We start from the raw sequence: 23223 nt of genomic DNA, 5'->3' as shown, positions 1-23223 counted from the left end.
GACCGGCGCTTCTGCCGGCCGGGCCTCAAGTTAAAGGCCCACTTCGTTTGGGAGCCAGCTCATGAATCAGGAAATCCTGAACGTCTTCAATCCGACCGTTCCGGCCCCGAGCTTCAATCAGATCCGCATCTCGATCGCGAGCCCGGAGAAGATCAAGTCTTGGTCCTACGGCGAGATCAAGAAGCCGGAAACCATCAATTATCGCACGTTCAAGCCCGAGCGTGACGGCCTGTTCTGCGCGCGCATCTTCGGTCCCATCAAGGACTACGAGTGCTTGTGCGGCAAGTACAAGCGGATGAAGTACAAGGGCATCATCTGCGAAAAGTGCGGCGTCGAGGTCACCCTGTCGCGCGTGCGGCGCGAGCGCATGGGCCACATCGAGCTCGCCGCGCCGGTGGCGCACATCTGGTTCCTGAAGTCGCTGCCGAGCCGCATCGGCCTGCTGCTCGACATGACGCTCAAGGACCTCGAGCGCATCCTGTACTTCGAGTATTTCGTCGTCATCGAGCCGGGCATCACCAAGCTCAAGTACCGTCAGCTCCTCTCCGAGGACGACTACCTGCGCGCCCAGGACGAGTTCGGCGATTCGAGCTTCACCGCCATGATCGGCGCCGAGGCGATCCGTGAGCTGCTGCGCTCCATGGACCTCGAGAAGATCGCCGCGGACCTGCGCCAGGAGATCGCCGAGGCAACCACCGAGCTGAAGCCCAAGAAGCTCGCCAAGCGCCTGAAGATCGTCGAGGCCTTCCAGCTCTCCGGCAACAAGCCGGAGTGGATGATCCTCACCCACGTGCCGGTGATCCCGCCGGACCTGCGCCCGCTCGTCCCCCTGGACGGCGGCCGGTTCGCGACCTCCGACCTGAACGACCTGTACCGCCGCGTCATCAACCGCAACAACCGCCTGAAGCGGCTGATCGAGCTGCGCGCGCCGGATATCATCATCCGCAACGAGAAGCGCATGCTTCAGGAGGCGGTTGACGCGCTGTTTGACAACGGCCGCCGCGGCCGCGTCATCACCGGCGCCAACAAGCGTCCGCTGAAGTCGCTCGCCGACATGCTGAAGGGCAAGCAGGGCCGGTTCCGCCAGAACCTGCTCGGAAAGCGCGTGGACTATTCCGGCCGCTCGGTCATCGTGGTGGGTCCGGAGCTGAAACTGCACCAGTGCGGCCTGCCGAAGAAGATGGCGCTGGAGCTGTTCAAGCCCTTCATCTATTCGCGCCTCGACGCGAAGGGCCATTCGGCGACCGTCAAGCAGGCGAAGAAGCTGGTGGAGAAGGAGCGTCCCGAGGTTTGGGACATCCTCGACGAGGTGATCCGCGAGCACCCGGTGATGCTGAACCGCGCGCCGACGCTCCACCGCCTCGGCATCCAGGCGTTCGAGCCGGTGCTCATCGAGGGCAAGGCCATCCAGCTGCACCCGCTCGTCTGCTCGGCGTTCAACGCCGACTTCGACGGCGACCAGATGGCCGTGCACGTCCCGCTCTCGCTGGAAGCCCAGCTGGAAGCGCGCGTGCTGATGATGTCCACCAACAACATCCTGCACCCGGCGAACGGCCAGCCCATCATCGTGCCGTCGCAGGACATCGTTCTGGGCCTCTACTACCTCTCCATTATGAAGGAGAAGGAGCCCGGCGAGGGCATGATGTTCGCCAACATGGCGGAGATCGACCACGCCCTGAACGCCAAGGCGATCACCCTCGCCACCAAGATCAAGGGCCGCTACATCGGCATCGGCCCGGACGGCAAGCAGTATTCCAAGATCTATGAGACCACCCCCGGCCGCATGAAGATCGGCGAGCTGCTGCCCAAGGACCCGAAGCTCTCCTACGACGTCGTCAACAAGCTGATGACGAAGAAGGAAATCTCCAACATGATCGATGCCGTGTACCGGCACTGCGGTCAGAAGGAGAGCGTGATCTTCTGCGACCGCATCATGGCGCTCGGCTTCTACAACGCGTTCCGCGCCGGCATCTCGTTCGGCAAGGACGACATGGTGGTGCCGAAGAAGAAGTGGGAGCTGGTCGAGGAGACCCGCGCCCTCACCAAGGAATACGAGCAGCAGTACAACGACGGCCTGATCACCCAGGGCGAGAAGTACAACAAGGTCGTTGACGCCTGGGGCAAGTGCTCCGATCGCGTCGCCGAGGAGATGATGAAGGAAATCTCTTCGGTCAAGAAGGACCCGAAGACCGGCCGCGAGAAGCAGATCAACTCGATCTACATGATGAGCCACTCCGGAGCGCGTGGGTCGCCCGCTCAGATGAAGCAGCTCGCCGGCATGCGTGGCCTCATGGCTAAGCCGTCGGGCGAGATCATCGAGAGCCCGATCATCTCGAACTTCAAGGAAGGCCTGACCGTGATGGAGTACTTCAACTCCACCCACGGCGCGCGTAAGGGCCTTGCCGACACCGCTCTGAAGACGGCGAACTCGGGCTACCTCACCCGTCGTCTCGTCGACGTGGCGCAGGATTCCATCATCACCGAGCGCGATTGCGGCTCGGAGAAGGGAATCCACATGCGCGCCATCATCGACGCGGGCCAGATCGTGGCCTCGCTCGCCTCGCGCGTCCTCGGCCGCACCGCGGCGGAAGACATCGTGGAGCCGGCGACCGGCGACGTCATCGTGCCCAAGGGCCAGATGATTGAGGAGCCGCACGTCGAGCGGATCAACAAGTCGGGCATCCAGGAAATCAAGATCCGGTCGGTGCTGACCTGCGAGACCCGCAACGGCGTGTGCGGCACCTGCTACGGGCGCGACCTCGCCCGCGGCACGCCTGTCAACATGGGTGAAGCGGTGGGCGTCATCGCCGCCCAGTCCATCGGCGAGCCGGGCACCCAGCTCACCATGCGCACCTTCCACATCGGCGGCGCGGCGACCCTCGCCGACTCGTCCTTCGTGGAAAGCAACTTCGAGGGCACCGTCCGCATCCGCAATCGCAACGTGGCGCGGAATTCGGACGGCGACCTGGTGGTGATGGCCCGCAACCTGGCGGTGGTCATCGTCGACCATGACGGCACCGAGCGCGCGGTCAACCGCGTGCAGTACGGCGCCCGCCTCAAGGTGGACGAGGGCGACACCATCAAGCGCGGCCAGCGCATTGCCGAGTGGGATCCCTACACCCGCCCCATCCTCTCCGAGGTGGACGGCACGGTGGCCTTCGAGGACCTGATGGAAGGCTCCTCGATGAACGAGCAGGTCGACGAGTCGACCGGCATCGCCAAGCGCGTGGTGACGGATTCGCGGTCCGGCCGTGGACCGGAGCTGCGCCCGGCCATCCTCATCAAGGGCAAGGACGGCAAGATCATCAAGCTGCCGCGCGGCGGCGACGCCCGCTACGCGCTGCCGGTGGAGGCCATCATTTCGGTGGACCCCAACCAGACCCTCAAGGCCGGCGACGCGGTGGCCCGCGTGCCCATGGAGAGCGCCAAGACGCGCGACATCACGGGCGGTCTGCCGCGCGTGGCGGAGCTGTTCGAGGCGCGTCGTCCGAAGGATGCGGCCATCATCGCGGAGATCTCGGGCTCCATCCGGTTCGGCCGTGACTACAAGAACAAGCGCCGGCTCTCCATCGAGCCGACCGACGGCGGGGATCCGGTCGAGTACCTGATCCCGAAGGGCAAGCACATCCATCTCCAGGACGGCGACGTGGTGGAGAAGGGCGACTTCATCGTCGACGGCAACCCGGCGCCGCACGACATCCTGGCGATCAAGGGCGTGGAAGAGCTTGCGGCCTTCCTCGTGAACGAGATCCAGGAGGTCTACCGGCTCCAGGGCGTGCACATCAACGACAAGCACATCGAGGTGATTGTCCGGAACATGCTCCAGAAGGTGGAGATCGACGACTCGGGCGAGACCGACTTCCTCGACAACGAGCAGGTCGACCGCCTCGAGTTCCTCGAAGCGAACGAGAAGGCCGTCGAGGAGGGCAAGAAGCCCGCCACCGGTCATCCCGTGCTCCTGGGCATCACCAAGGCGTCGTTGCAGACGCGCTCCTTCTTCTCGGCGGCCTCCTTCCAGGAGACCACCCGCGTCCTCACGGAAGCTGCGGTCAACGGAAAGATCGACCCGCTGGAAGGCCTCAAGGAGAACGTCATCGTCGGTCGCCTGATCCCGGCCGGCACGGGCGCCCAGATGTCTCGCCTGCGCACCATCGCGACCAATCGCGACGACCTCATCGTCGCGACCCGCGACGAGCAGGGCGAAGGCCAGTCCCTCGTGGAAGGCCCCGCCGACGCGGCGGAGTGAGCGCGCCACCCGCGCGCAGAAACGCAAAGGCCGCCTCCGCAGGCTGTGTGGAAATCCCTTGATTGATAAGATAGCCGCCTCGGGAACGGAGCGGCTATTTTCATGATCTACGTCATCGGCACGGATCGGGGGCAAGGGCTTCGACAACGGCGCCCATGCCACCGCCTGCGAGCGCGACGGCATCATCGCCTGCGTGCCGACCCAGCGCGCCGTCAACAATCACGGCGATGGCACGCTGTTCGACCGCGCCGCCTTCGCCTACGACGCCGCAAGCGACAGCCTCGCCTGCCCGGCCGGCCGCAGGCTCGTGCGCAAGCAACTGAACCGCAAGGAGCGCGCCATCGTCTACGCGTCCCCGGACTGCGCCGGCTGCGCGCTGAAGCCGGGCTGCACCACGGCCGCGCGTCGCATCGTCACCCGCCATCTGGACGAGGACGCCATCGCCCGCATGGATGCGCGCGCCACCCCGCAGAGGATGCGGGCGCGGCGCCGTCGAACATCCCTTCGGCACCCTCAAGAGAATGACCGCCGGCGGACGCTTCCTCACCCGAAACCTCAAGGGCACCCGCACCGAGATGGCCCTCTCGGTCCTCGCCTACAACGTCCTGCGCGCAACAAACATCCGAAGGGCCGGAGCCTGAAACGAAAAAAAGGCCCCGGCAAATGCCGGAGCCTCTCTCTGTTTCCACACAGCCTGTCCGGGCGGCCTTTTTTCTTTTTCTCGGCATGTGGTGGAGGGCAGGTATCGCTTTTTAGGCCAAATTATCAGTTGGCGGCCGCGCATCGGGTGAAGGCGTTCCCTATATTGCGCGCCAATCGATCCGCTACGTGGACCTGGGGACTAAGCCAATGACGTATCCGGCGCAGGACAAGCCGCTGTCGATCCGAATTTTCTGGCAGACGGCGAGGACGGATGGCGAAAAGCAAACCGTCGCCAATGTGCTGCTGCCCGGCCTCAAGATCCTGGGGGATGATGTTGCTATCTCCCATGCGGATTATGAGCCATGCGACGTCGCAGTCATCATCTTCTCGCCGCGCAAAAACGATGCGCCTACGACCGGCGCGGCACGCTACGTGCGCAATTTGCACGGCCCCAATCTGCTCATCCTGGAAACCCCTTTGTTTCGCCAGTGCCCATTGTGGCGCAGTCGCCTCGGCTTCGACCATGTGCATCGCGGGGGGCGTTTCGGTCCAGCCTCCTGTCCGCCGGACCGGTTCGAGACACTTGGGTTGTCCGTCGCGCCGTGGCGCACAGACGGGGAAGCCCTCGTGGTTGCGGGACAGGTGGCCGATGATTATTCGCTGGACGGTATCGATATTGATGAATGGGCCGTCCACGTTGTGCGGCATTTGAAGTCGGCCGGATACGCCAACGTCGTGTTTCGGCCACATCCCCTTGGTGATCCGGGCGCCGTGAACAGCATGCAGGCTGTGTGCGGCGTGGAGATATCGTCGGAATCGCTCGATGTCGATCTGCAGCGGGCGGGGCATTGGATCTCCTATTCCAGCGGATCAGCCATCGACGCCGTGCTTGCCGGCGTGCCCAGCTTGACGCTCAGCCGCTTCAACTTCGCCTGGGAGGTGTCACGTCATTCGATCCGGCACGTGAACCACCCGATCTTTCCGGATCGGATGGAGTGGCTGTCAAGGCTTGCCTATGCGCAATGGTCGGACGATGAAATCAGGCTCGGGCTCGCATGGAGGAACCTACGGCCATTCGTGATCTAGCACGATAGGAGCCTGCCCGGCGGACAAGGAAGATGCGACCGGCTCCAGCCTTCCGTCAACGTCGTAGGCCTCCGCCGATTTGGCTTCAGTCCTGCATGGCCGCCCTGCGGACGTGCAAACCGCGGCATCTTTCCGACAAGGAGGGACCGCGGATGCGCGTCCCGGGATCGGCTCGTGTCAGACACATGCGCGAGCAGGCACAGGGCGCGTCGCATGACCGACACAGGTTTCTCCGGGGCGGAGCAATGGGTCGTCTGGAACGGCTCGCTGGGCGTGCTCGACATGGTCACCATCGGCCGTGTCGAGGCCGGAGCCGGCGCACGGCAGGCCTGGCTTGATGCGCCCTATGGCATCGTCGGCCCGTTCAGCCTGGACGAACTGGAGCAGACCGGCCGCATCGCCTTCGGCGCCTGCTTCGTCATGTCCCGCCGCCGCTGGCAGGAGGATCAGGTGGAGCTGCGCATGGCGGCGCAGAAGGCCCGCCGCGCGCTCATGGCCATGTTCGACGGGGAAGACGACAGCCCCCACCGCGAAGCGCTCGGCCTGCCCCCCGACGGCCGGCTGGATGCCGCCGAGATCAACGCCGCCTTCCGCCGCCGCGCCAAGACCGCCCATCCCGATGCCGGCGGCAGCGATGCCGATTACCGTCGCATCGCCGAGGCCCGCGACGCCCTGCTGGAGATGCTGGCGGATGCGTGAGGGGCAGCCGTGATGGCCAAGGCTGGCGCCATCGCCTATGGTGCGGCCCCGTTTCCAGCCTGATCGTGTCTCAGTGACCTTCGCCGCCATTCTGCAAGAAACCCTCGATTTGACCGAGGAGGTCGACGCCGTCGCGCGTCCGGCCGATGCCGTCGTCTCCGACTTCTTCCGCGCCCGGCGCGACATCCCGACGGCGCATCGCGGCCCGATTTCCGTGCTGCTCTATGCCCTGCTGCGCCACCACGCCCGGCTCGGCTGGTGGCTAAAGCGGCACGGCCGCCCGGATACGCCCCGCAACCGGCTGCTGGCCTGGCTGATGCTTGGCGGCGGCAAGACGCGGGATCAGGTGCAGGCGCTGTTCTCCGGCGCCAAGTTCGCCCCGGCGCCCCTCACCGATCAGGAGCGGGCGCTGCTCATCAAGCTGCAGGGCGCGCGCGTCGATCATCCAACCATGCCGGACGATGTACGCTACGAATGCCCCGACTGGGCGGCGGACGGGCTGCACCGTCGGTTTGGCGATGCCTTCGCGTCGGAAATGGCGGCCATGCTCACGCCGGCCCCGCTCGACCTGCGCGTCAATCCGATCAAGGCCGACCGCGCGGAGATGCTGTCAGCCCTGCGTGCCCTCGGCCTGCCGGCCGAGCTTTCGCCCTTGTCTCCCTATGGCATCCGCGTCAGCGAACGCCCGGCGCTCAACCGCCTGCCCATGCTGAAGACGGGCGAGGTTGAGATCCAGGACGAGGGCTCCCAGATGGTTGCCGTCGTGGTGGATGCCAAGCCCGGCGACCGGGTGGTGGATTTCTGCGCCGGCGCCGGCGGCAAGACGCTGGCCATTGCCGCGCAGATGAAGAACAAGGGCCACGTCATCGCCTGCGACGTGCTGGACGGCCGCCTGAAGCGCGCCGCCGAGCGGTTCCGCCGGGCCGGCCTGCACAATATCGAGACGCGGCCGCTGGCCAGCGAGACGGACCGCTGGGTGAAGCGCCACAAGGGCGGCTTCGACCGGGTGCTGGTGGATGCGCCCTGCAGCGGCACCGGCACCTGGCGGCGCAATCCCGATGCCCGCTGGCGTGTGCTGGGGCCGGGCCTTGAGGCCCTGCTGCCGCTTCAGGCCCGCATCCTCGCCAGCGCGGCGCGGCTGGTGAAGCCGGGCGGGCGGCTGGTCTATGCCACCTGCTCCCTGCTGGCCGAGGAAAACGAGGCGCAGGTGGCCGCCTTCCTCGCGGCGCACCCGGCGTTCCACGTCGTTCCCCTGAGCGAGGTGGCGCCTGAGATTACCAGCTCGGCGCATCCCGATTATCTGGCGCTGACCCCCGCGCGCCACGACACGGACGGCTTTTTCGCTGCCGTGCTTCAGCGCGAGGCGGCTGCGACCGAGACGGACGCAGCCGCCGAGTAGGTCGCCTCACGTCTTGCGCAGCGGCACGCCCTTGGTGGTGAAGCGCTGCGCCCCGGCGGGAGCCGGGCGCACGGGGCGGCGCGTGCCGGCGGCCTTGCCGGTGCCCGGCGGCTGGTGGGCCGGCACGAGCTGGTCCGGTCGCGGGCCGATGAGATCGGCGCGGCCCATGGCTTTCAGCGCCTCGCGCAGCAGCGGCCAGTTGTCCGGATCGTGGTAGCGCAGGAAGGCCTTGTGCAGCCGGCGCTGGCGCAGCCCGGTCACGGCCGTCACCCGCTCGCTGCCGCCGCGCCGTACGGCGCGCAGCGGGTTGACGCCGGTGTGGTACATGGCGGTGGCGGTGGCCATGGGCGAGGGCAGGAAGGTCTGCACCTGATCGGCGCGATAGCGGTTCTTCTTGAGCCAGAGCGCGAGGTTCATCATGTCCTCGTCGGTCGTGCCCGGATGCGCGGCGATGAAATAGGGGATCAGATAGTATTTCTTTCCGGCCCGCTTCACCGCGGCGTCGAACATCTCCTTGAAGCGGTCATAGGTACCGATGCCCGGCTTCATCATCTTGTCGAGCGGGCCGCGCTCGGTATGCTCCGGGGCGATCTTCAGGTAGCCGCCCACATGGTGGGTGACCAGCTCCTGGATATATTCGGGGCTCTTCACCGCGAGGTCGTAGCGCACGCCGGACGCGACCATCACCTTCTTCACCCCCTCCACCTCGCGCACCTTGCGATAGAGGCGGATCAGGTCGTCGTGGGAGGTGTTGAGGTTGGGGCAGATGTCCGGGAAGACGCAGGACGGGCGCCGGCAGGCGGCCTCGATCTTCGGGTCCTTGCAGGCCATCCGGTACATGTTGGCAGTGGGGCCGCCAATGTCGGAGATGACGCCGGTGAAGCCCGGCGTCTTGTCGCGGATCAGCTCGATCTCGCGCAGGATCGAGCCTTCCGAGCGGTTCTGGATGATGCGCCCCTCATGCTCGGTGATGGAGCAGAAGGTGCAGCCGCCGAAGCAGCCGCGCATGATCGTCACCGAAAAGCGGATCATGTCCCACGCCGGGATCTTCGCCTCGCCATAGGAGGGATGCGGCGCGCGGGCGTAGGGCAGGTCGTAGACCGCGTCCATCTCCTCGGTCGTGAGGGGAATGGGCGGCGGGTTCAGCCACAGATCGCGATCGCCGTGGCGCTGCACCAGCGGACGGGCGTTGCCGGGATTGCTTTCCCGGTGCAGCACGCGGGAGGCCCGGGCATAGGCCTCCTTGTCCTGTTCCACCTGCTCGCAGGACGGCAGGCGGATGACCACGTCGCCGGGGCGGCGGGCGGCGCCTTCGTCCGAGGCGTCGAGATCGTCGGCGTGAAGTTCGGTGTAGTGCTCGGGCACCTTGCGGAACAAGGCGACGCCGCGCACGTCGTCGATGTCGCGCGGCGCCTCGCCGGCGGCGATGCGGTTCGCCACCTCCACCACGGCGCGCTCGGCGTTGCCGTAGAGGAGGAGGTCCGCCTTGGCGTCGGCCAGGATGGAGCGGCGCACCTTGTCGGACCAGTAGTCGAAATGGGCGATCCGGCGCAGCGAAGCCTCGATGCCGCCGAGGATGATCGGCACGTCCTTGTACGCCTCGCGGCAGCGCTGCGTGTAGACGATGGTGGACCGGTCCGGCCGCCGGCCTCCGGCACCGTCGGGCGTGTAGGCATCGTCATGCCGCAGCCGTCGGTCGGCCGTGTAGCGGTTGACCATGGAATCCATGTTGCCGCCGGTGACGCCGAAGAACAGGCGCGGCTTGCCCAGCGCCTTGAACGGCTCCGCCGACTGCCAGTCGGGCTGGGAGATGATGCCGACGCGAAAGCCCTGCGCCTCCAGGAGCCGGCCGATGATGGCCATGCCGAAGCTCGGGTGGTCCACATAGGCATCGCCCGTGACCAGAACGACGTCGCACTGGTCCCATCCGAGCGCCTCCATCTCGGCGCGGCTCATGGGCAGGAAGGGGGCCGGCCGGCTGGCCGGGGCGGGCCAGGGCAGGAAAGGCGTCGTGGGGCAGACCTGTGTGTCCATGGGTGACGAATAGGGATCAAAGGCCGCAAATTCAACCGATCCGGTGCCCGTGCGGGAACACATCTCCTCGTGCGGCCGGTTCTCGTGCAAAGCCAGCTTGCGGACACGAAAGGTGCGCGGGCCGGCGGAGCGGGCTAGGTTGGCGCCATATTTTCACAGCCCAGAAGTGTCTGCCTTGAAGAAGATCGGCTTTCTCTCGTTCGGCCACTGGACGCCCTCGTCCCAGTCGCAGACCCGCTCGGCGGCGGATGCGCTGCTGCAATCCATCGACCTTGCCGTGGCGGCGGAGGAGCTGGGCGCGGACGGCGCCTATTTCCGCGTCCACCACTTTGCCCGCCAGCTTGCGTCTCCGTTCCCGCTTCTGGCGGCCGTGGGCGCGCGCACCAAGCGCATCGAGATCGGCACCGCCGTCATCGACATGCGCTACGAGAACCCGCTCTACATGGCGGAGGATGCCGGCGCGGCCGATCTCATCGCCGGCGGACGGCTGCAGCTCGGCATCAGCCGCGGCTCGCCGGAACAGGTGATCGATGGCTGGCGCTATTTCGGCTACGGCCCGCCGGAAGGCCAGACCGCGGCTGACATGGCCCGCCGCCACGCCGAGGTGTTCTTGGAGGTGCTGAAGGGCGAGGGCTTCGCCCAGCCCAATCCCCGGCCCATGTTCCCCAACCCGCCCGGCATGCTGCGGCTCGAGCCGCACTCCGAGGGCCTGCGCGAACGCATCTGGTGGGGCGCCAGCTCCAACGCCACCGCCGTGTGGGCGGCCAAGCTCGGGCTGAACCTCCAAAGCTCCACCCTGAAGGATGACGAGACGGGCGAGCCCTTCCACGTCCAGCAGGCCGCGCAGATCCGCGCCTACCGCGCCGCCTGGGCCGAGGCCGGCCACACCCGGACGCCACGCGTCTCCGTGAGCCGCTCCATCTTCGCCCTCGTGGACGACCGCGACCGCGCTTATTTCGGCGGGGGCGGCAAGGAGGAGGATTCCATCGGCTTCATCGATGAGAAGACCCGCGCCATCTTTGGCCGCAGCTACGCCGCCGAGCCGGACGCGCTCATCAAGCAGCTCGCCGAGGACGAAGCCATCGCCGAGGCCGACACGCTGCTCCTCACCGTGCCGAACCAGCTGGGCGTCGACTACAACGCCCACGTCATCGAGGCCATCCTGACCCACGTCGCGCCGGCCATGGGCTGGCGCTGAGAGCAAGAGGGGCGCTACCGGCGGGGAGCGCCCCCGAAGCTCCCCGCCGGATGCGCTGAAGAGGCCTTCCGCGGCGGGGACGACAAACCGGATGGCGGAGTACCCATATAATTTGCATTGCAATGCAAATTATATTCTGCTTTTCATGCCGCCATGTCGCTCGATCCCGCCTCTCCCCGCGCCCGCTTCGGCGTGCGCTTCGCGCTGCTTGCCCGTCGCTGGCGGCGGGCGCTGGACGCCCGCCTCGCCGAGGCGGGGCTGTCGGACGCCACATGGGTGCCGCTGGTCCATCTTCAGGAGTCCGGAGGCGGCATCACCCAGAAGGAACTCGCCGCGCTGGTGGGCATCGACGGGTCGAGCCTCGTGCGCCTGCTCGACATCCTGAGCCGGCAGGGGCTCGTGGAACGGCGGGTTGACGCCTCCGATGGACGCGCCCGGCTGGTCCACCTCACCGAAGCGGGCAGGGCGCGGGTCGCCGAGATCCGGCGCGAGCTGTCCAAGGGGGAGGCGGAGATGCTGGCGGACCTTTCGGACGCCGATGTCGCGACCATGCTCGCGCATTTCGAGCGGATCGAGCAGCGGCTGCAACGCCTTCAGGTCCCGCGCCGGGAAAAGACCGCCCCATGAGCCTGTCCGAACCGCCGCACGCGGCATCTGCCGATTCAGCCACCCTCGCGACCCGTCGCCTCGACGCCGCGCGCCATCTGCTCAAGCCGCACCAGATCCGCGAGAGCTGGGCCCTCGCAGCGCAGCCGTGGCAGCGCAACGCCGTGCTGGCCGGCCTGCAGGCGTCGCTCGCGGCGGCGATCGCCCTGCCGCTGGCCCTCGTCTCGCCCTGGCCGCACCTTGTGGGCTTCGCCTCGCTGGGAACCCTCGCAGCCCTGTTCGGCCGCTTCGCTCCGCAGGCGGGGCGTGGCCGCATCGTCCTCATCTGCGCCATGTGGCTGAGCCTGGCTGTGCTCGGCATGTCGACAGCGGCCTGGCTGGGCGCGCCCTATCTCCTCCAGCTGGCCCTGTTGGCGCTCGCCTGCGGCCTGTTCTTCTTCGTCGCCAACACCGGGCAGTATGGCCCGCCGGGCGCGCTCATCTTCGTGTTCGCCGCCGGCGCGGCGATGGGCCATGTGGCGTCCTGGCAGGAGGTGGTCGAGCGCGCCACCGCGACGGCGCTGGCGGCGGGGCTGACGTGGCTGATCTGCGTGGGAACGGAAACGTTCCGCCAGCAGGAAACGCCCGAGGCCCCCTTTCCGGTGGAGCCGGTTCGGCCCCTGGACCACCGCCTCGTCGCGGCGGCGCGCATCACCCTCGGCTCGGCGATCGCGGCGTTTGCCGCCTATGCCGCCGGCGCGGCGCATCCCGGCTGGGCGGCCATGGGCACGGTGGCGGTGATGCAGGGGACGCACCTGCACATCAGCATGAGCCGCGCCATGCAGCGCATGTCCGGGACCGTGGTGGGTGCGGGGCTTGTCTGGCTCATCCTCTCGCAGGAGCCATCGGTGTGGAGCGTGGTCGCTCTGCTCATTTTCCTTCAGTTCGCCACCGAGATGATCATCGGCGCGAACTACGCCCTCGGGCAGATCCTGGTCACGCCCATGGCCCTGCTGATGAGCTACCTCGCGGCCCCCGGTGCCGCGGGGACCGCCATGGCGCCGGAACGGGTGTTCGACACGCTGGTCGGCGCCATCATCGGCATCGTGCTGGCGGTGGTCTGCTCGACGGTGGACGACCGGATCTATCTCGCCCACCACCATGCGGCGCGCGCGGATCGCCGGAGCCGGTAGGGCTCGGGAACGGGTGAAGCATTTGCGCGCTTCACCCGTCGCGCCGGCCTACCAGTCGCTGCAGAGCCGCATCCAGTGGCGGTGCTCGCGCGGGATGCGACCGGCCTCGCAGGCGCGCCGGGCATCACCATCAAGCGCCATGAAGCACGACTTGCCCTCGCGCAGGTGCTGGCACCAGCCGCGATCGGAAGCGTCGTTGAACGACATGAAGCATGATTTTCCCTCGACATAGGCCTGGCAGAAGCCGCGCTCTAGCCCGTCGAAGGTCATGAAGCAGGATCGCTTCTTGGAGCAGATTTCGGGCACCGGCTGAGCCTGGGCGGAAACGCCGCCCAGAGCCGCGACGAGCATCAGCAATCCCAAAAGCCGTTTCATGAGATCCACCGTTCCTGGTCCTTGGGGCGGCGGGCATCCCGCCGCCCGGATCGCGCGCAATCAGGCCTTGTGGCGGATCTTACCATTCATCATGGTCAGCTCGACCTTGGCCTTGTGGATGTCGCGGGGATCGCCCTCGAGGATGTTGCGGTCGAGGACGATGAGGTCGGCGAACTTGCCCACCTCCAGCGATCCGATCCTGTCGTCCATGCGGAGCTGGTAGGCGGCGCCCATCGTGTTGGCGTGGATCGCCTCGGCCACCGTCAGCCGCTCGTCGGCCGGCGCGAGCACGGCGGCGTCCGGCTTTCCGATCAACCGGCGGGTCACGCCCACCTCGATGGAATCGAGCGGCTTGTAGGTGGAGAAATAGCCCGCCGCCGGCCAGTCGGTGCCGAGCGACACACGGCCGCCCTCCCGGAGGATGGTCTTGGTGCGGTACATCTTGCTGGCGCGGGGCTGCCCGTAGCGGGCCAGCATGTTGATCGTCGTGTCCGGATCAGCCGACGACCAGTTGGCGGAGAACTGCGCCGTCACGTTCATCTTGGCGAAGCGCGGGGCGTCGCTGTCCTCCACATAGACGAGATGGGCGATGGCATTGCGGCGGTCGCGCTTGGGATTGGTGGCGATGGCCTTCTCCATGGCATCCAGCGCCACGCGGGCCGTACGCTCGCCGCAGGCATGGACGTGGACGTCGTAGCCGGCCGCGTCCACCGCCCCGACGAGCTGGTGCCACTGGGCCTCGGTGAAGGGCGAGGCGCCGATGGAATTGGGCATGTCCGCATAGGGCTCGATCAGCCACGCGGTGTACCCGCCCTGCGAGCCGTCGCCGATGATCTTCACGACGTCCACGTGCACCAGCTCGCTCGACACCCGGCCGCGGACGTCCCTGAATTGCTCGACCACGTTGTCGATGGGCGGGCTCTTCACCGAATAGGAGGCCGACACCCGGAACGGCAGGGCATCGCGCTTCTCCGCGTCCACATAGATGTTGATGACGGCAGCCTGATCCGAGCCGATGGGCGGCACGCCGGCGTCGAAGAGCGTGGTGATGCCGGCCGCTGCGGCCTTGGGCAGCCAGCCATCCAGCAGCTTGCCCAGGTTGGCGGCGGTGATCGGCTCCACCGCGTTGACGAGGGCGAGCACGGCGTTGACTTCGAGGACATAGCCGGTGGGCTCGCCCTTCTCGTCGCGGGCGTAATAGCTGAAGCGCGGGATGGGGTCCGGCGTATCGCGGGTCACGCCGGCCATCTCCAGCGCCTTGGAATTCACCCACAGGCTGTGGCCGTCGATGGCGAAGAAGAAGGCCGGGCGGTCGGGCAGGATGCGGTCGAGGTCGGCGCGGGTCGGACCTTCGGGCGGGAACATGTCCACCCGCCAGCCGAAGCCGCGAATGGGGCCGGTGGGGTTCTCCTTGGCATATTGCGCGATGGCGGCGAGGGCGTCCTTCATGGTCGGCAGCTGAAGGTCGATGCCGGAGGAGAGGAAGGCGCCCAGCAGGGGATGGGTGTGCCCCTCCACGAAGCCCGGCATGAGCAGCCGGCCCTTGAGGTCGATCACCTGCGTCTTCGGGCCGGCGAGTGCCATGGCACCGGCCTCGTCGCCCACATGGATGATGGTCTTGCCGCGCACCGCGACCGCCTTCGCCCAGGGCTGGGCAGCGGAGACGGTGTAGACCAGCCCGTTGTGGAACACGAAATCGGCCGGGCCGCTCGTGGCGGCGCGGGCATCCTGTGCCTTCACCTCGGTCGCGCGGAAGACGGGCGCCATGGCCGCTGCCGCCGTCATCGCCATGCCCGCGCCGAGGACCGACCGGCGGTTCAGGCCACTCGCCCGGCCGAACGCCTCGAAATAGGGCGCCCATTCACACGCGATGCACATGCCGTCCCCTCCCATACGCGGCGAAATGCTGATTTGCGCGGGCATGGAGCGTCCGCAAATCACTCGCCTTCCATAGGGTAACGCGATCTCGTGACGGTAAAAACGACTTCTTTTCGTGAATTGAGACGGCTCCCAGCAGAGCAGGGCCGGTGTCTTGACGCGCGCGCGGGCGCACCCAAATCAAGTCTGCCGGCCCCTGGCCGGCAGAGGCATCGCACCCTGCGTGCGAGGTGCTTGTACCCATGTTGCTCGAAGGAGGATGTGGCTATGAGAACCACGCGAGGCGAGCGGCCGCAGGCGCCGCTGTCCCTTCAATCAAAGGCTGCTCTGGTCCATCCGGACCAGGTGCTCGATCACCCGTCCATGAGTGCCGAGGAGAAGCGGGAGCTGCTGTCGTCCTGGGTGTCGGATCGCCATGCGGTCGAGAATGCGCCGGCCTTGCGGCGCCTCGACAGCGGCGCTGTCGTTCCCGTCGACGACATTCTCGCGGCCCTGGCGGCGCTTCCCGCCGAACCGTCGGTGCTCGACCAGCCCGACGGCTGGACCGCCATGGAGCGGCGCCAGCGGCCCTTCTTTCCGCCGTGGCGGAAAGGGCGGTGGAGGACGAGGGGCGGCTCGCCCCCGCGCGACGGCGCAAGCGCCGCGCTGCGCCTGGTGCCGGCGTTCGACGTGAACGCGTGACGCGACGGCGCGGCGCTCGTGCGAACCGGCGCCGTGCCGGAGCCGCCGTATCACCCGGCCGGTTGCCGGCGGCTCGGGAAGATCAGCCCGGAACCTGTGCCGTGGCGGGCACGACGGCGACGATTTCCAGCTTGTGGCGCCGTCCGTCCCGGGCGGTCCAGGAAATGGACTGGTTTTCGGACAGTCCGATCAGCGCGGCACCGATGGGGGTCATGACGGACACCTTGCCGTCCGCGATATCCGCGTCTTCGGGATAGACGAGCCGGACCGTGCGCGTGCTGTCCGCCGACCGGTAGGTGACGGTGGTGCCCATCTGCACCGAGTTTGGCGGTGCGCGGTCCGGTGACACCAGCCGCGCCCGATCCAGCTCGGACAGCAACTCCTCCGCCACATCAGGAATCCTGTCGAGGGCGGCGGTGGCAAGGCTGGTGAGGCGCTCGTGATCGGCGCGGTTGAGGACGAGCGCCGGCAGGCGCTCGCGGCGGGACTTCATGGTCATGGGAATGGACTTTCACACAGGCACGCACCGGCGCCGCTGTCGGTGCAGCGGGTGCCGGTTCAGGACGGGATTGGGGGCTTGTCTGCGCTATCGCTGGTCGCCGCGCGCGATACGGGCACGACGTCGCGTCACCCCGGCATCCGGGGCGCAAACGCCGGACGCGGGGCTACTCTCCTGCGATGGGGCAGGGACGGCAGTGGTGGTATCGCAAACCGCTCATGAGTCCATGAGGCCTCTGACCTTACGTTATGTCAAGTCAGGCGGAGGCGCAGTCCTCGGCTGTCGCGAAGGTGCTGACCTCGGCCGCCGTGGCGGCGATCAGGTCGTGGAGGCCGGATAGGCGCCGCTTCCGGTACGCCGCCACGAAGGGAACCGGGGCGGGATCACACCTCGTCCGCAGCACGCGCAGCCGACCGGCGGCGATGTCGTCTCCGTAGCAGGCGGGCGGCAGCACGCTGATGCCGGTATTGGCGATCATGAGCGTGGCGATCACCGTCATGCTGTTGCACAGATCGGGGCGCTGAGCCGAGCCGCCGCTGCCCAGCAGCGACAGGATCGTGCTGTAGTGCACCGAGTTCTCGCCGAGGGACAGGACCCTCAGGCGCGTCAGGTCCTGGGCAGACAGAACATGGTCCGGCAGATCCATGCCGGCGCCGGCCATCCACCGGAACGTCACCAGGCCGAGCGGATGGACCACCAGCGCAGGGTCTGCGATCTCGCCCGGCAGCAGGACCACATCCAGGTCGCCGGCCAGCATGCGTGCGCGCAGCGGCGCGGTGAGGGAAATGTCCAGCTCCAGCGAGATGTGGGGGTAGCGCGCGTGCACGGTGGCGACGAACGCGGGAAGCCAGGTCATCGCCACCAGTTCCGCAACGCCGACCCGCACGATGCCAGAGAGCATCTGGCGCGGGGTGATGTTGTGGAGAATCTCGTCGTGCAGCTCCAGGGCGCGCTCGGCGTAGCTGATGAGCTCGCGCCCTTTCGAGGTGACCGCGATCTTCCTCTGGCTGCGGTCGAACAGGGCGACGCCAAGCTCGCCCTCAAGTTCCTGGATGCGGGCCGAGACGGTCGATTGCGTTGCATTCAGATTGTTTGCTGCAGCTGCGAAGCTTCCGAGGCGGATGATCTCCAGAAAGGTTTGTAATTGCCGGAAATTCATTTTTGTTTTCCTCCCGCCGATCGATTATTCCGTCGCATCTCAATCGAAAACAATCGCTTTTTGCGCTTAACCCACATGGGTACGCTGATATCGGCCGGGGGGAGACTCCTTGCCGAAACACAGCCCCGTGCAGGCGAAGCCGTCTGCAAGAGTCCGCCAGGCCGGCCACACATGCCGGGTCGCCCGGCGGGCTCGCAGCGCGCGTCCGGGCGGGAAAAGCAGAAAAATGCGCTCCGTCACGGAAGCGTCTGGGAGGAATGAATGGCCCCGAACCCGCAGACGTCGCCCATGAGCGACGCCGATCTGTCACGCCATGCGAAGCGCGCCGTGCTGGCCTCGACCGTCGGCACCATGATCGAGTGGTACGATTTCTATCTGTACGGCCTCGTCGCCGCGATCGTCTTCGGCAAGCTCTACTTCCCGTCGCAGGACCCTTACGCCGCGACGCTGCTGGCGTTCTCGACCTTCTTCCTGGGCTTCGTCGCGCGGCCCGTGGGCGCCATCATCTTCGGCCATTTCGGGGATCGCATCGGCCGCAAGGGCACGCTGGTGGCGACGCTCATGCTCATGGGCATCAGCACCGTCTTCATCGGCCTGGTGCCGACCTATGAGCACATCGGCATCTGGGGTGCGGTCGCCCTTACGGTTCTTCGTGTTCTGCAGGGCATCGGCGTCGGTGGCGAATGGGGCGGTGCAATCGCCGTCGCGACCGAGTGGTCCAAGTTCAACAAGAGCCGGGGTCTCGCAGCCAGTTGGCCGCAGTTCGGTTCGCCCCTCGGGATGCTCCTCGCCGTGGGCATGCTGACACTGACCTTGCAGTTCGGAACCACCGAGTGGTTCGAAACCATCGGCTGGCGCATTCCCTTCCTGGTCAGCGCCCTTCTGATCGTGGTCGGCCTCTACATCCGGCTCGGGGTTCTTGAAACACCGGTGTTCCAGCGCATGCAGGAGAAAAAGGAGATCGCCCAGGCTCCGGTGATCGAGGCGGTGCGCGGGTTCTGGAAGGAAATCCTCCTCACCTGCCTGATGCGGACGGGACAGCAGGCGCCGTTCGTGATCTTCACGACGTTCCTCCTGTCGTACGGGACGTCGCAGCTCGGCCTGCAGAAGTCGTTCCTGTTCAACTGCGTGCTGGTGGCGGCGACACTTTCGCTCTTCACCACCCCGTTCTTCGGCTACCTGTCGGATCGCATCGGCCGCAAGCGGATGTACCTGATCGGCGCCTTCACCATGATGGCGTTCGCCTTCCCCTATTTCTGGCTGCTCGATACCGGTGTTCCTGCCCTCATCGTCCTCGCCATCCTGGTGTCGCTGCCCATCCACGACATGCAGTACGCGCCGCAGGCGGCGTTCATCGCCGAGAGCTTCCCGCCAAGCGTGAGATATTCCGGCTCCTCGATCGGCTACCAGCTCGCCTCCATCACCTCGGGCGGCCCGGCGCCGATCATCGCAGCCTTCCTGCTGCATACCTACGGCACGTCGGCGGCGATCAGCGCCTACATCGCCTTCATCGCCGCGATCAGCTTCGTCTCGACCCTCTTCCTGCGTGACAGATCGCACGACGACTACACCAGCAATGCCGGCTGGGTGCGCGATGAAGCGACCGTGGCCGTCCATCCGGGCGCAGCCCCGATGGCGCCCCGGGCCGCCTCGTCACCGAGCGAATAGGCCGAGTGCGGCGCGGGAGGGCGATCGTGTCGCTTACTCCCGCGCCGAAATATCGAAATTCACGATCGAAATAGATCGAAAACAATCGCTTTTTTCGGTCAAATACAATCTCCATAATTTTGATGCCAGACAAGAAGAGGAGGGGCCCGTCGCGAGGCCTGATCCCGGATCTGGCGGGAGCTGAAACGGGAGGAAAGTCATGGTCAAGATTTCAGGGCAAAAGCCGGTACTCTCTCCGCTGGAACAAGCCAAGGCCAATCCGCTGATGCTGGGATTGTTCCTGCCCATCCAGTCCGGCGCCTGGAGTCCCTCGACAGCTCCGCGGGATACTTCCTGGACTTTTGATTACAATGCCCGCTGCACCGTGATGGCGGAAGAACTGGGCTTCGACCTTGTGTTCGGGCTGGCGCAGTGGATGGGCAAGGGCGGCTATGGCGGCGAGATGAAGTTCCGCGAGATGGCGACCGACCCGCTGCTCGTGACCGCCGGCCTCGCCGCGATCACCCGGCGCATCCTGCTCGTGTCCACGGTGCATATCCTCTACGGCTGGCATCCGCTGCATCTCGCCAAATTCGGCGCCACCATTTCGGAGATGAGCGGCGGGCGCTGGGGCCTCAACATGGTCACCGGCTACAAGAGGAGCGAGTTCGAGATGTTCGGTCTGGAGCAGATCGAGCATGACCACCGCTATGTGATGGCCGATGAGTTCGTGACCATGATGAAGCGCCTGTGGTCGGAGGATGAGAACATCACCCTCGATGGCCGCTTCTGGAAGATGAAGGAGGCTTTCATCGCGCCGAAGCCCTCGGGCGGAAAGTGCGTTCTGGTCAATGCCTCGTCGTCCGGCGCGGGGCTCGACTATGCGGTGAAGCACTCAGACCTGATCTTCGTCACCAGCCCTGCCGGCGCCAACCTCGACCGCGCGTGCGCCGCGCTCCCGCCCCACACGGCGCGGATCAAGCAGGCAGCAGCGGCGCAGGGGCGGGATGTGCGCACGCTCATCAATCCGCATGTCATCTGCCGCGAGACGGAGGCGGAGGCCTGGGCGCAATACGACGCCATCCTGCGCCATCAGGATCCGGTGGCAGCCGAGAACTTCTACCGCACCTTCACCGGCGGCGACCAATCCTCCTGGAAGGCGGCGACGCGCGAGGAATGGACCATCGGTGGCAACGTCCACATCGTCGGCACCCCGACCCAGGTTGTGGAGGGTTTCCAGCGCCTCAAGGCCGCCGGCTGCGACGGCGTGCAGGTGAACTTCTACGACTTCCTGCCCGACCTGAAGTTCTTCGGTGAGCGGGTGCTGCCGATCATGCACGAAGCCGGCCTGCGCCTCGACCAGCCCCTCGCTACCGCAGCCTGACTTTCCTTCTTTCCAGAGGCTACACAGCCATGTCCGAAACCACGTCTGCCCCCTCAGCCGTTTCCGCCACCGAATTGCGGGCCTTCGCCGGGCATTTCGCGACCGGCGTGGCGGTGGTCACCACCGCCCATCCCGACGGCGCCCTGCACGGCCTCACGCTCAATGCGGTGACGTCCCTGTCGCTCGATCCGCCGCTCTATCTGGTCTGTCTCGATCACCGCTCGAACACGCTCAAGGCGCTCAAGGAAAGCGGCCACTTCGCGGTGCATTTCCTCGATCGGAGCCAGTCCGAGATTTCCCGCGTCTTCGCCTCCAAGCAGGAGGACAAGTTCGCGGGTGTGGAGCACATCGTCGGCGAGAGCGGGAGCCCGCTCATCCGTGGCGTGCTGGCGGCCGCGGAATGCCGGCTGTCGGAAATCTGCACCATCGGCGACCACATGATCGTCATCGGCGAGGTGCAGCGCACCCACGTGTTCGGGGGCGAGCCGCTGCTCTATCACCGGGGCGGCTACACGGCCCTCGAAGCCGAGAGGAAGGTGGCATGAGCGCGCCATCCAGCACCCCAAAGCCGCTGGCCGGCGTGCGCGTCCTGGAATTCGCGCAGATCGCGGCCGGCCCCTTCACCGGCAGCCTTCTCGCCGATCTCGGCGCGGACGTGGTGAAGGTGGAACGTCCCGATGGCGGCGACGGCATGCGCGGCTGGCCGCCGCTCCATGACGGACCGGAGGCAGGGGAGGGGGTGTTCAGCGGCAACTTCACCTCGCTCAACCGCAACAAGCGCTCCATCGCCCTCGACATCAAGTCGCCGGCGGACCGCGAGCGGCTGCTTACGCTGATCGAATCCGCCGACGTGTTCATCGAGAACTTCCGCCCCGGCGCGCTCATCCGGGCCGGGCTTGGCTATCAGCAGCTCCAGGCGCGCAATCCGCGCCTGGTCTATTGCTCCATCACCGGCTACGGCCAGTCCGGCCCCTATGCCCAGAAGGGCGCTTTCGACGTCACCGTGCAGGCCATGAGCGGCGTGATGAGTGTGACCGGCGAGCCGGACGGCCCGCCGGTGAAGTGCGGCGTTCCGGTGGGAGATTTCGCCACCGGCCTCTATGCCGCTTTCGTCACGCTCGCCGCGGTGATGCGGGCGCGCGAGACGGGGCAGGGCGCCTATGTGGATTGCTCCATCCTCGGGGCGCTGCTGGGCATATCCGCGTTGCAGACGAGCGAATATTTCGGCACCGGCGCGCCGCCCCGGCGGCTCGGCTCGGCCCACCCGCGCAACGCGCCCTATGCCGGGTTCGATGCGGCGGACAAGCCCTTCACCATCGCCGCCGGCAACGACAAGCTCTGGCGCGACACCTGCGATATTGTCGGCCGGCCGGACCTCGCCGACGACCCCCGTTTCGCCACCCAGTCCCTGCGGGCGCGCAACCAGCAGGAACTGGCGGCGATCCTCCAGCCCATCTTCGCCACCCGGCCAGCAGCGGACTGGCTGGCGGCGTTCGATGGGCTGGGGGTCCCCTGCGCGCCCATCAACGACTTCGCCGAAATCCTGTCCGATCCCCATGTGCAGAACAGGGGATGGGTGTTGCCCATCACCATGCCGAACGGCGCGGTGGCGGACACGGTGGGCTTTCCTGTCGGCCTGTCGGACTTCACATTCGAGATCAGCCGGCGGCCGCCCCTGCTCGGCGAGCACAATGACGAGGTGTTCGAGGAATGGACCGCGCGCCCCCTGAAAGCAGCGCAGTGATCGGCTTCAGCGAGGCCGGGGTGCTCAGGATCGCCACGCTGGCGCGTCCCGAGCAGGCCAATGCCCTCGATCCGGCGCTGGTCGCCGGCCTGGGCGCATTCGTCCAGCAGGCCACGGGGGAAGGGCGGCCGTTCGCGCTGGCGGGCGGCCGGGTGTTCTGCGGCGGCTTCGACCTTGGCGGCTTCGAGCAGCAGAGCGAAGGCGACCTGCTGCTGCGCTTCGTGCGGCTCGAAATGCTGCTGCAGTCCGTGAGCCGGGCATCCGTGCAGTCCTTCGCTCTCATCGGAGGGGCGGCCATCGGGGCGGGCGCGGATCTCGCCGTGGCGTGCACCTACCGGATCGGCACCCGGCGGGCGCGCTTCCGCTTGCCCGGATTCCGCTTCGGCGTCGCCCTGGGAACGCGGCGGCTCGCGGCCATCGTCGGCACGGATCGCGCCCGCGCCATCCTGTTGGCGGACGCCACTGTCGGTGCCGAGGAGGCCCTTGCCATTGGCCTTCTCACGCACCTCGTCGAAGAGGACGATCTGCTGCCGAGCGCCGAACGTCTCGTCGCCGCGCAGAGTGGACTGACGCCGCCGGCGACCGCCCGCATCCTGGGACTCACCGGACACGACACGGACGACGCCGACCTTTCCGATCTCGTCCGCTCGCTGGCCGCGCCGGGGCTGCGGGCGCGAATTGCGTCCTATCTCGCGGGCAAGACGCGCTGAGCGCACCTGCGCCGGCGGGCGCGCCGACGGCCAGGCCTGACGCTGGACCTTCCTTGCTGGGACG

The 23223-nt window shown here is 67.0% G+C and carries 19 protein-coding genes; 14 read left to right on the top strand and 5 right to left on the bottom strand.

Annotated features, from left to right (window positions below):
* The first annotated feature begins 61 nt into the window (after positions 1–61).
* The 5 genes from rpoC (at position 62) to EJ105_RS24230 (ending at position 8072) form a co-directional block, all read left to right on the top strand.
* Positions 62–4246, top strand: a complete 4185-nt coding sequence (rpoC, locus tag EJ105_RS24250; RefSeq protein ID WP_250168343.1) for a DNA-directed RNA polymerase subunit beta' — start codon at positions 62–64, stop codon at positions 4244–4246.
* A gap of 193 nt (positions 4247–4439) precedes the next feature.
* The gene (locus tag EJ105_RS24245; RefSeq protein WP_250168342.1) at positions 4440–5099 is read left to right on the top strand and encodes a hypothetical protein; all 660 of its coding nucleotides are present in this window, start codon (positions 4440–4442) and stop codon (positions 5097–5099) included.
* Entirely contained in the window at positions 5096–5974 is an 879-nt protein-coding gene (locus EJ105_RS24240) for a hypothetical protein (protein WP_250168341.1), read from the top strand. Before EJ105_RS24245 ends, EJ105_RS24240 begins: the two co-directional genes overlap by 4 nt.
* A 213-nt stretch (positions 5975–6187) precedes the next feature.
* The gene (locus EJ105_RS24235; RefSeq protein ID WP_250168340.1) at positions 6188–6673 is read left to right on the top strand and encodes a J domain-containing protein; all 486 of its coding nucleotides are present in this window, start codon (positions 6188–6190) and stop codon (positions 6671–6673) included.
* A gap of 73 nt (positions 6674–6746) precedes the next feature.
* Positions 6747–8072, top strand: coding sequence for an RsmB/NOP family class I SAM-dependent RNA methyltransferase (locus EJ105_RS24230; RefSeq protein ID WP_250168339.1), 1326 nt, complete (start codon positions 6747–6749; stop codon positions 8070–8072).
* Between the two features lie 6 nt (positions 8073–8078).
* Here EJ105_RS24230 and EJ105_RS24225 read toward each other — a convergent pair whose 3' ends face one another.
* Entirely contained in the window at positions 8079–10106 is a 2028-nt protein-coding gene (locus tag EJ105_RS24225; protein ID WP_250168338.1) for a YgiQ family radical SAM protein, read from the bottom strand.
* 175 nt (positions 10107–10281) lie between these two features.
* On the opposite strand from EJ105_RS24225, the gene EJ105_RS24220 reads away from it, so the two are divergent.
* The 3 genes from EJ105_RS24220 to EJ105_RS24210 all read left to right on the top strand — a co-directional run bounded on the left by EJ105_RS24220 (position 10282) and on the right by EJ105_RS24210 (position 13082).
* Positions 10282–11304 carry an LLM class flavin-dependent oxidoreductase gene (locus EJ105_RS24220; protein ID WP_250168337.1) on the top strand — a complete coding sequence of 341 codons (1023 nt, stop codon included), beginning with the start codon at positions 10282–10284 and terminating at the stop codon, positions 11302–11304.
* 153 nt (positions 11305–11457) lie between these two features.
* Positions 11458–11931, top strand: coding sequence for a MarR family winged helix-turn-helix transcriptional regulator (locus EJ105_RS24215; protein WP_250168336.1), 474 nt, complete (start codon positions 11458–11460; stop codon positions 11929–11931).
* Positions 11928–13082 (top strand): FUSC family protein, encoded by a 1155-nt coding sequence (locus tag EJ105_RS24210; RefSeq protein ID WP_250168335.1) that lies wholly within the window; start codon positions 11928–11930, stop codon positions 13080–13082. Before EJ105_RS24215 ends, EJ105_RS24210 begins: the two co-directional genes overlap by 4 nt.
* Positions 13083–13130: 48 nt before the next feature.
* Here the strand turns inward: EJ105_RS24210 and EJ105_RS24205 are convergent, their stop codons facing one another.
* Positions 13131–13433, bottom strand: coding sequence for a hypothetical protein (locus EJ105_RS24205; RefSeq protein ID WP_250168349.1), 303 nt, complete (start codon positions 13431–13433; stop codon positions 13131–13133).
* 84 nt (positions 13434–13517) lie between these two features.
* Positions 13518–15335 (bottom strand): amidohydrolase, encoded by a 1818-nt coding sequence (locus EJ105_RS24200; RefSeq protein ID WP_029557800.1) that lies wholly within the window; start codon positions 15333–15335, stop codon positions 13518–13520.
* A gap of 267 nt (positions 15336–15602) precedes the next feature.
* On the opposite strand from EJ105_RS24200, the gene EJ105_RS24195 reads away from it, so the two are divergent.
* Positions 15603–16016 carry a hypothetical protein gene (locus EJ105_RS24195; RefSeq protein WP_250168334.1) on the top strand — a complete coding sequence of 138 codons (414 nt, stop codon included), beginning with the start codon at positions 15603–15605 and terminating at the stop codon, positions 16014–16016.
* Positions 16017–16098: 82 nt separating this feature from the next.
* Here EJ105_RS24195 and rnk read toward each other — a convergent pair whose 3' ends face one another.
* Both rnk and EJ105_RS24185 read right to left on the bottom strand, forming a co-directional pair.
* The gene (gene rnk / locus EJ105_RS24190; RefSeq protein WP_051679135.1) at positions 16099–16515 is read right to left on the bottom strand and encodes a nucleoside diphosphate kinase regulator; all 417 of its coding nucleotides are present in this window, start codon (positions 16513–16515) and stop codon (positions 16099–16101) included.
* Between the two features lie 256 nt (positions 16516–16771).
* Positions 16772–17674 carry a LysR family transcriptional regulator gene (locus tag EJ105_RS24185; RefSeq protein WP_250168333.1) on the bottom strand — a complete coding sequence of 301 codons (903 nt, stop codon included), beginning with the start codon at positions 17672–17674 and terminating at the stop codon, positions 16772–16774.
* 261 nt (positions 17675–17935) lie between these two features.
* Between EJ105_RS24185 and EJ105_RS24180 the strand changes: the two genes are divergently transcribed.
* The 5 genes from EJ105_RS24180 to EJ105_RS24160 all read left to right on the top strand — a co-directional run bounded on the left by EJ105_RS24180 (position 17936) and on the right by EJ105_RS24160 (position 23159).
* On the top strand, positions 17936–19342 hold the full coding sequence (locus EJ105_RS24180; RefSeq protein WP_081837656.1) for an MFS transporter: 1407 nt from the start codon (positions 17936–17938) through the stop codon (positions 19340–19342).
* 199 nt (positions 19343–19541) lie between these two features.
* Positions 19542–20705, top strand: a complete 1164-nt coding sequence (locus EJ105_RS24175; RefSeq protein WP_250168332.1) for an LLM class flavin-dependent oxidoreductase — start codon at positions 19542–19544, stop codon at positions 20703–20705.
* 29 nt (positions 20706–20734) lie between these two features.
* Positions 20735–21250, top strand: a complete 516-nt coding sequence (locus EJ105_RS24170) for a flavin reductase family protein (RefSeq protein WP_229643154.1) — start codon at positions 20735–20737, stop codon at positions 21248–21250.
* A complete protein-coding gene (locus tag EJ105_RS24165) occupies positions 21247–22449 on the top strand; it encodes a CaiB/BaiF CoA transferase family protein (protein ID WP_250168331.1) in 1203 nt (400 codons plus the stop codon). Before EJ105_RS24170 ends, EJ105_RS24165 begins: the two co-directional genes overlap by 4 nt.
* Entirely contained in the window at positions 22416–23159 is a 744-nt protein-coding gene (locus tag EJ105_RS24160; protein ID WP_250168330.1) for an enoyl-CoA hydratase/isomerase family protein, read from the top strand. Before EJ105_RS24165 ends, EJ105_RS24160 begins: the two co-directional genes overlap by 34 nt.
* Positions 23160–23223: the final 64 nt, after the last annotated feature.

Origin of the sequence: Xanthobacter aminoxidans (genome assembly GCF_023571765.1) — a bacterium.
GTDB lineage: Bacteria > Pseudomonadota > Alphaproteobacteria > Rhizobiales > Xanthobacteraceae > Xanthobacter > Xanthobacter aminoxidans.
This window is presented reverse-complemented; position numbering and strand designations above follow the sequence as displayed.

What these genes read in the sequence shown, in the direction of transcription:
- rpoC (WP_250168343.1), top strand. Translation starts at nt 62, where the DNA reads ATGAATCAGGAAATCCTGAACGTCTTCAATCCGACCGTTCCGGCCCCG.
- EJ105_RS24240 (WP_250168341.1), top strand. Translation starts at nt 5,096, where the DNA reads ATGACGTATCCGGCGCAGGACAAGCCGCTGTCGATCCGAATTTTCTGG.
- EJ105_RS24235 (WP_250168340.1), top strand. Translation starts at nt 6,188, where the DNA reads ATGACCGACACAGGTTTCTCCGGGGCGGAGCAATGGGTCGTCTGGAAC.
- EJ105_RS24225 (WP_250168338.1), bottom strand. Translation starts at nt 10,106, where the DNA reads ATGGACACACAGGTCTGCCCCACGACGCCTTTCCTGCCCTGGCCCGCC.
- EJ105_RS24215 (WP_250168336.1), top strand. Translation starts at nt 11,458, where the DNA reads ATGTCGCTCGATCCCGCCTCTCCCCGCGCCCGCTTCGGCGTGCGCTTC.
- EJ105_RS24210 (WP_250168335.1), top strand. Translation starts at nt 11,928, where the DNA reads ATGAGCCTGTCCGAACCGCCGCACGCGGCATCTGCCGATTCAGCCACC.
- EJ105_RS24205 (WP_250168349.1), bottom strand. Translation starts at nt 13,433, where the DNA reads ATGCTCGTCGCGGCTCTGGGCGGCGTTTCCGCCCAGGCTCAGCCGGTG.
- EJ105_RS24200 (WP_029557800.1), bottom strand. Translation starts at nt 15,335, where the DNA reads ATGTGCATCGCGTGTGAATGGGCGCCCTATTTCGAGGCGTTCGGCCGG.
- EJ105_RS24195 (WP_250168334.1), top strand. Translation starts at nt 15,603, where the DNA reads ATGAGAACCACGCGAGGCGAGCGGCCGCAGGCGCCGCTGTCCCTTCAA.
- rnk (WP_051679135.1), bottom strand. Translation starts at nt 16,515, where the DNA reads ATGACCATGAAGTCCCGCCGCGAGCGCCTGCCGGCGCTCGTCCTCAAC.
- EJ105_RS24185 (WP_250168333.1), bottom strand. Translation starts at nt 17,674, where the DNA reads ATGAATTTCCGGCAATTACAAACCTTTCTGGAGATCATCCGCCTCGGA.
- EJ105_RS24180 (WP_081837656.1), top strand. Translation starts at nt 17,936, where the DNA reads ATGGCCCCGAACCCGCAGACGTCGCCCATGAGCGACGCCGATCTGTCA.
- EJ105_RS24175 (WP_250168332.1), top strand. Translation starts at nt 19,542, where the DNA reads ATGGTCAAGATTTCAGGGCAAAAGCCGGTACTCTCTCCGCTGGAACAA.
- EJ105_RS24170 (WP_229643154.1), top strand. Translation starts at nt 20,735, where the DNA reads ATGTCCGAAACCACGTCTGCCCCCTCAGCCGTTTCCGCCACCGAATTG.
- EJ105_RS24165 (WP_250168331.1), top strand. Translation starts at nt 21,247, where the DNA reads ATGAGCGCGCCATCCAGCACCCCAAAGCCGCTGGCCGGCGTGCGCGTC.
- EJ105_RS24160 (WP_250168330.1), top strand. Translation starts at nt 22,416, where the DNA reads ATGGACCGCGCGCCCCCTGAAAGCAGCGCAGTGATCGGCTTCAGCGAG.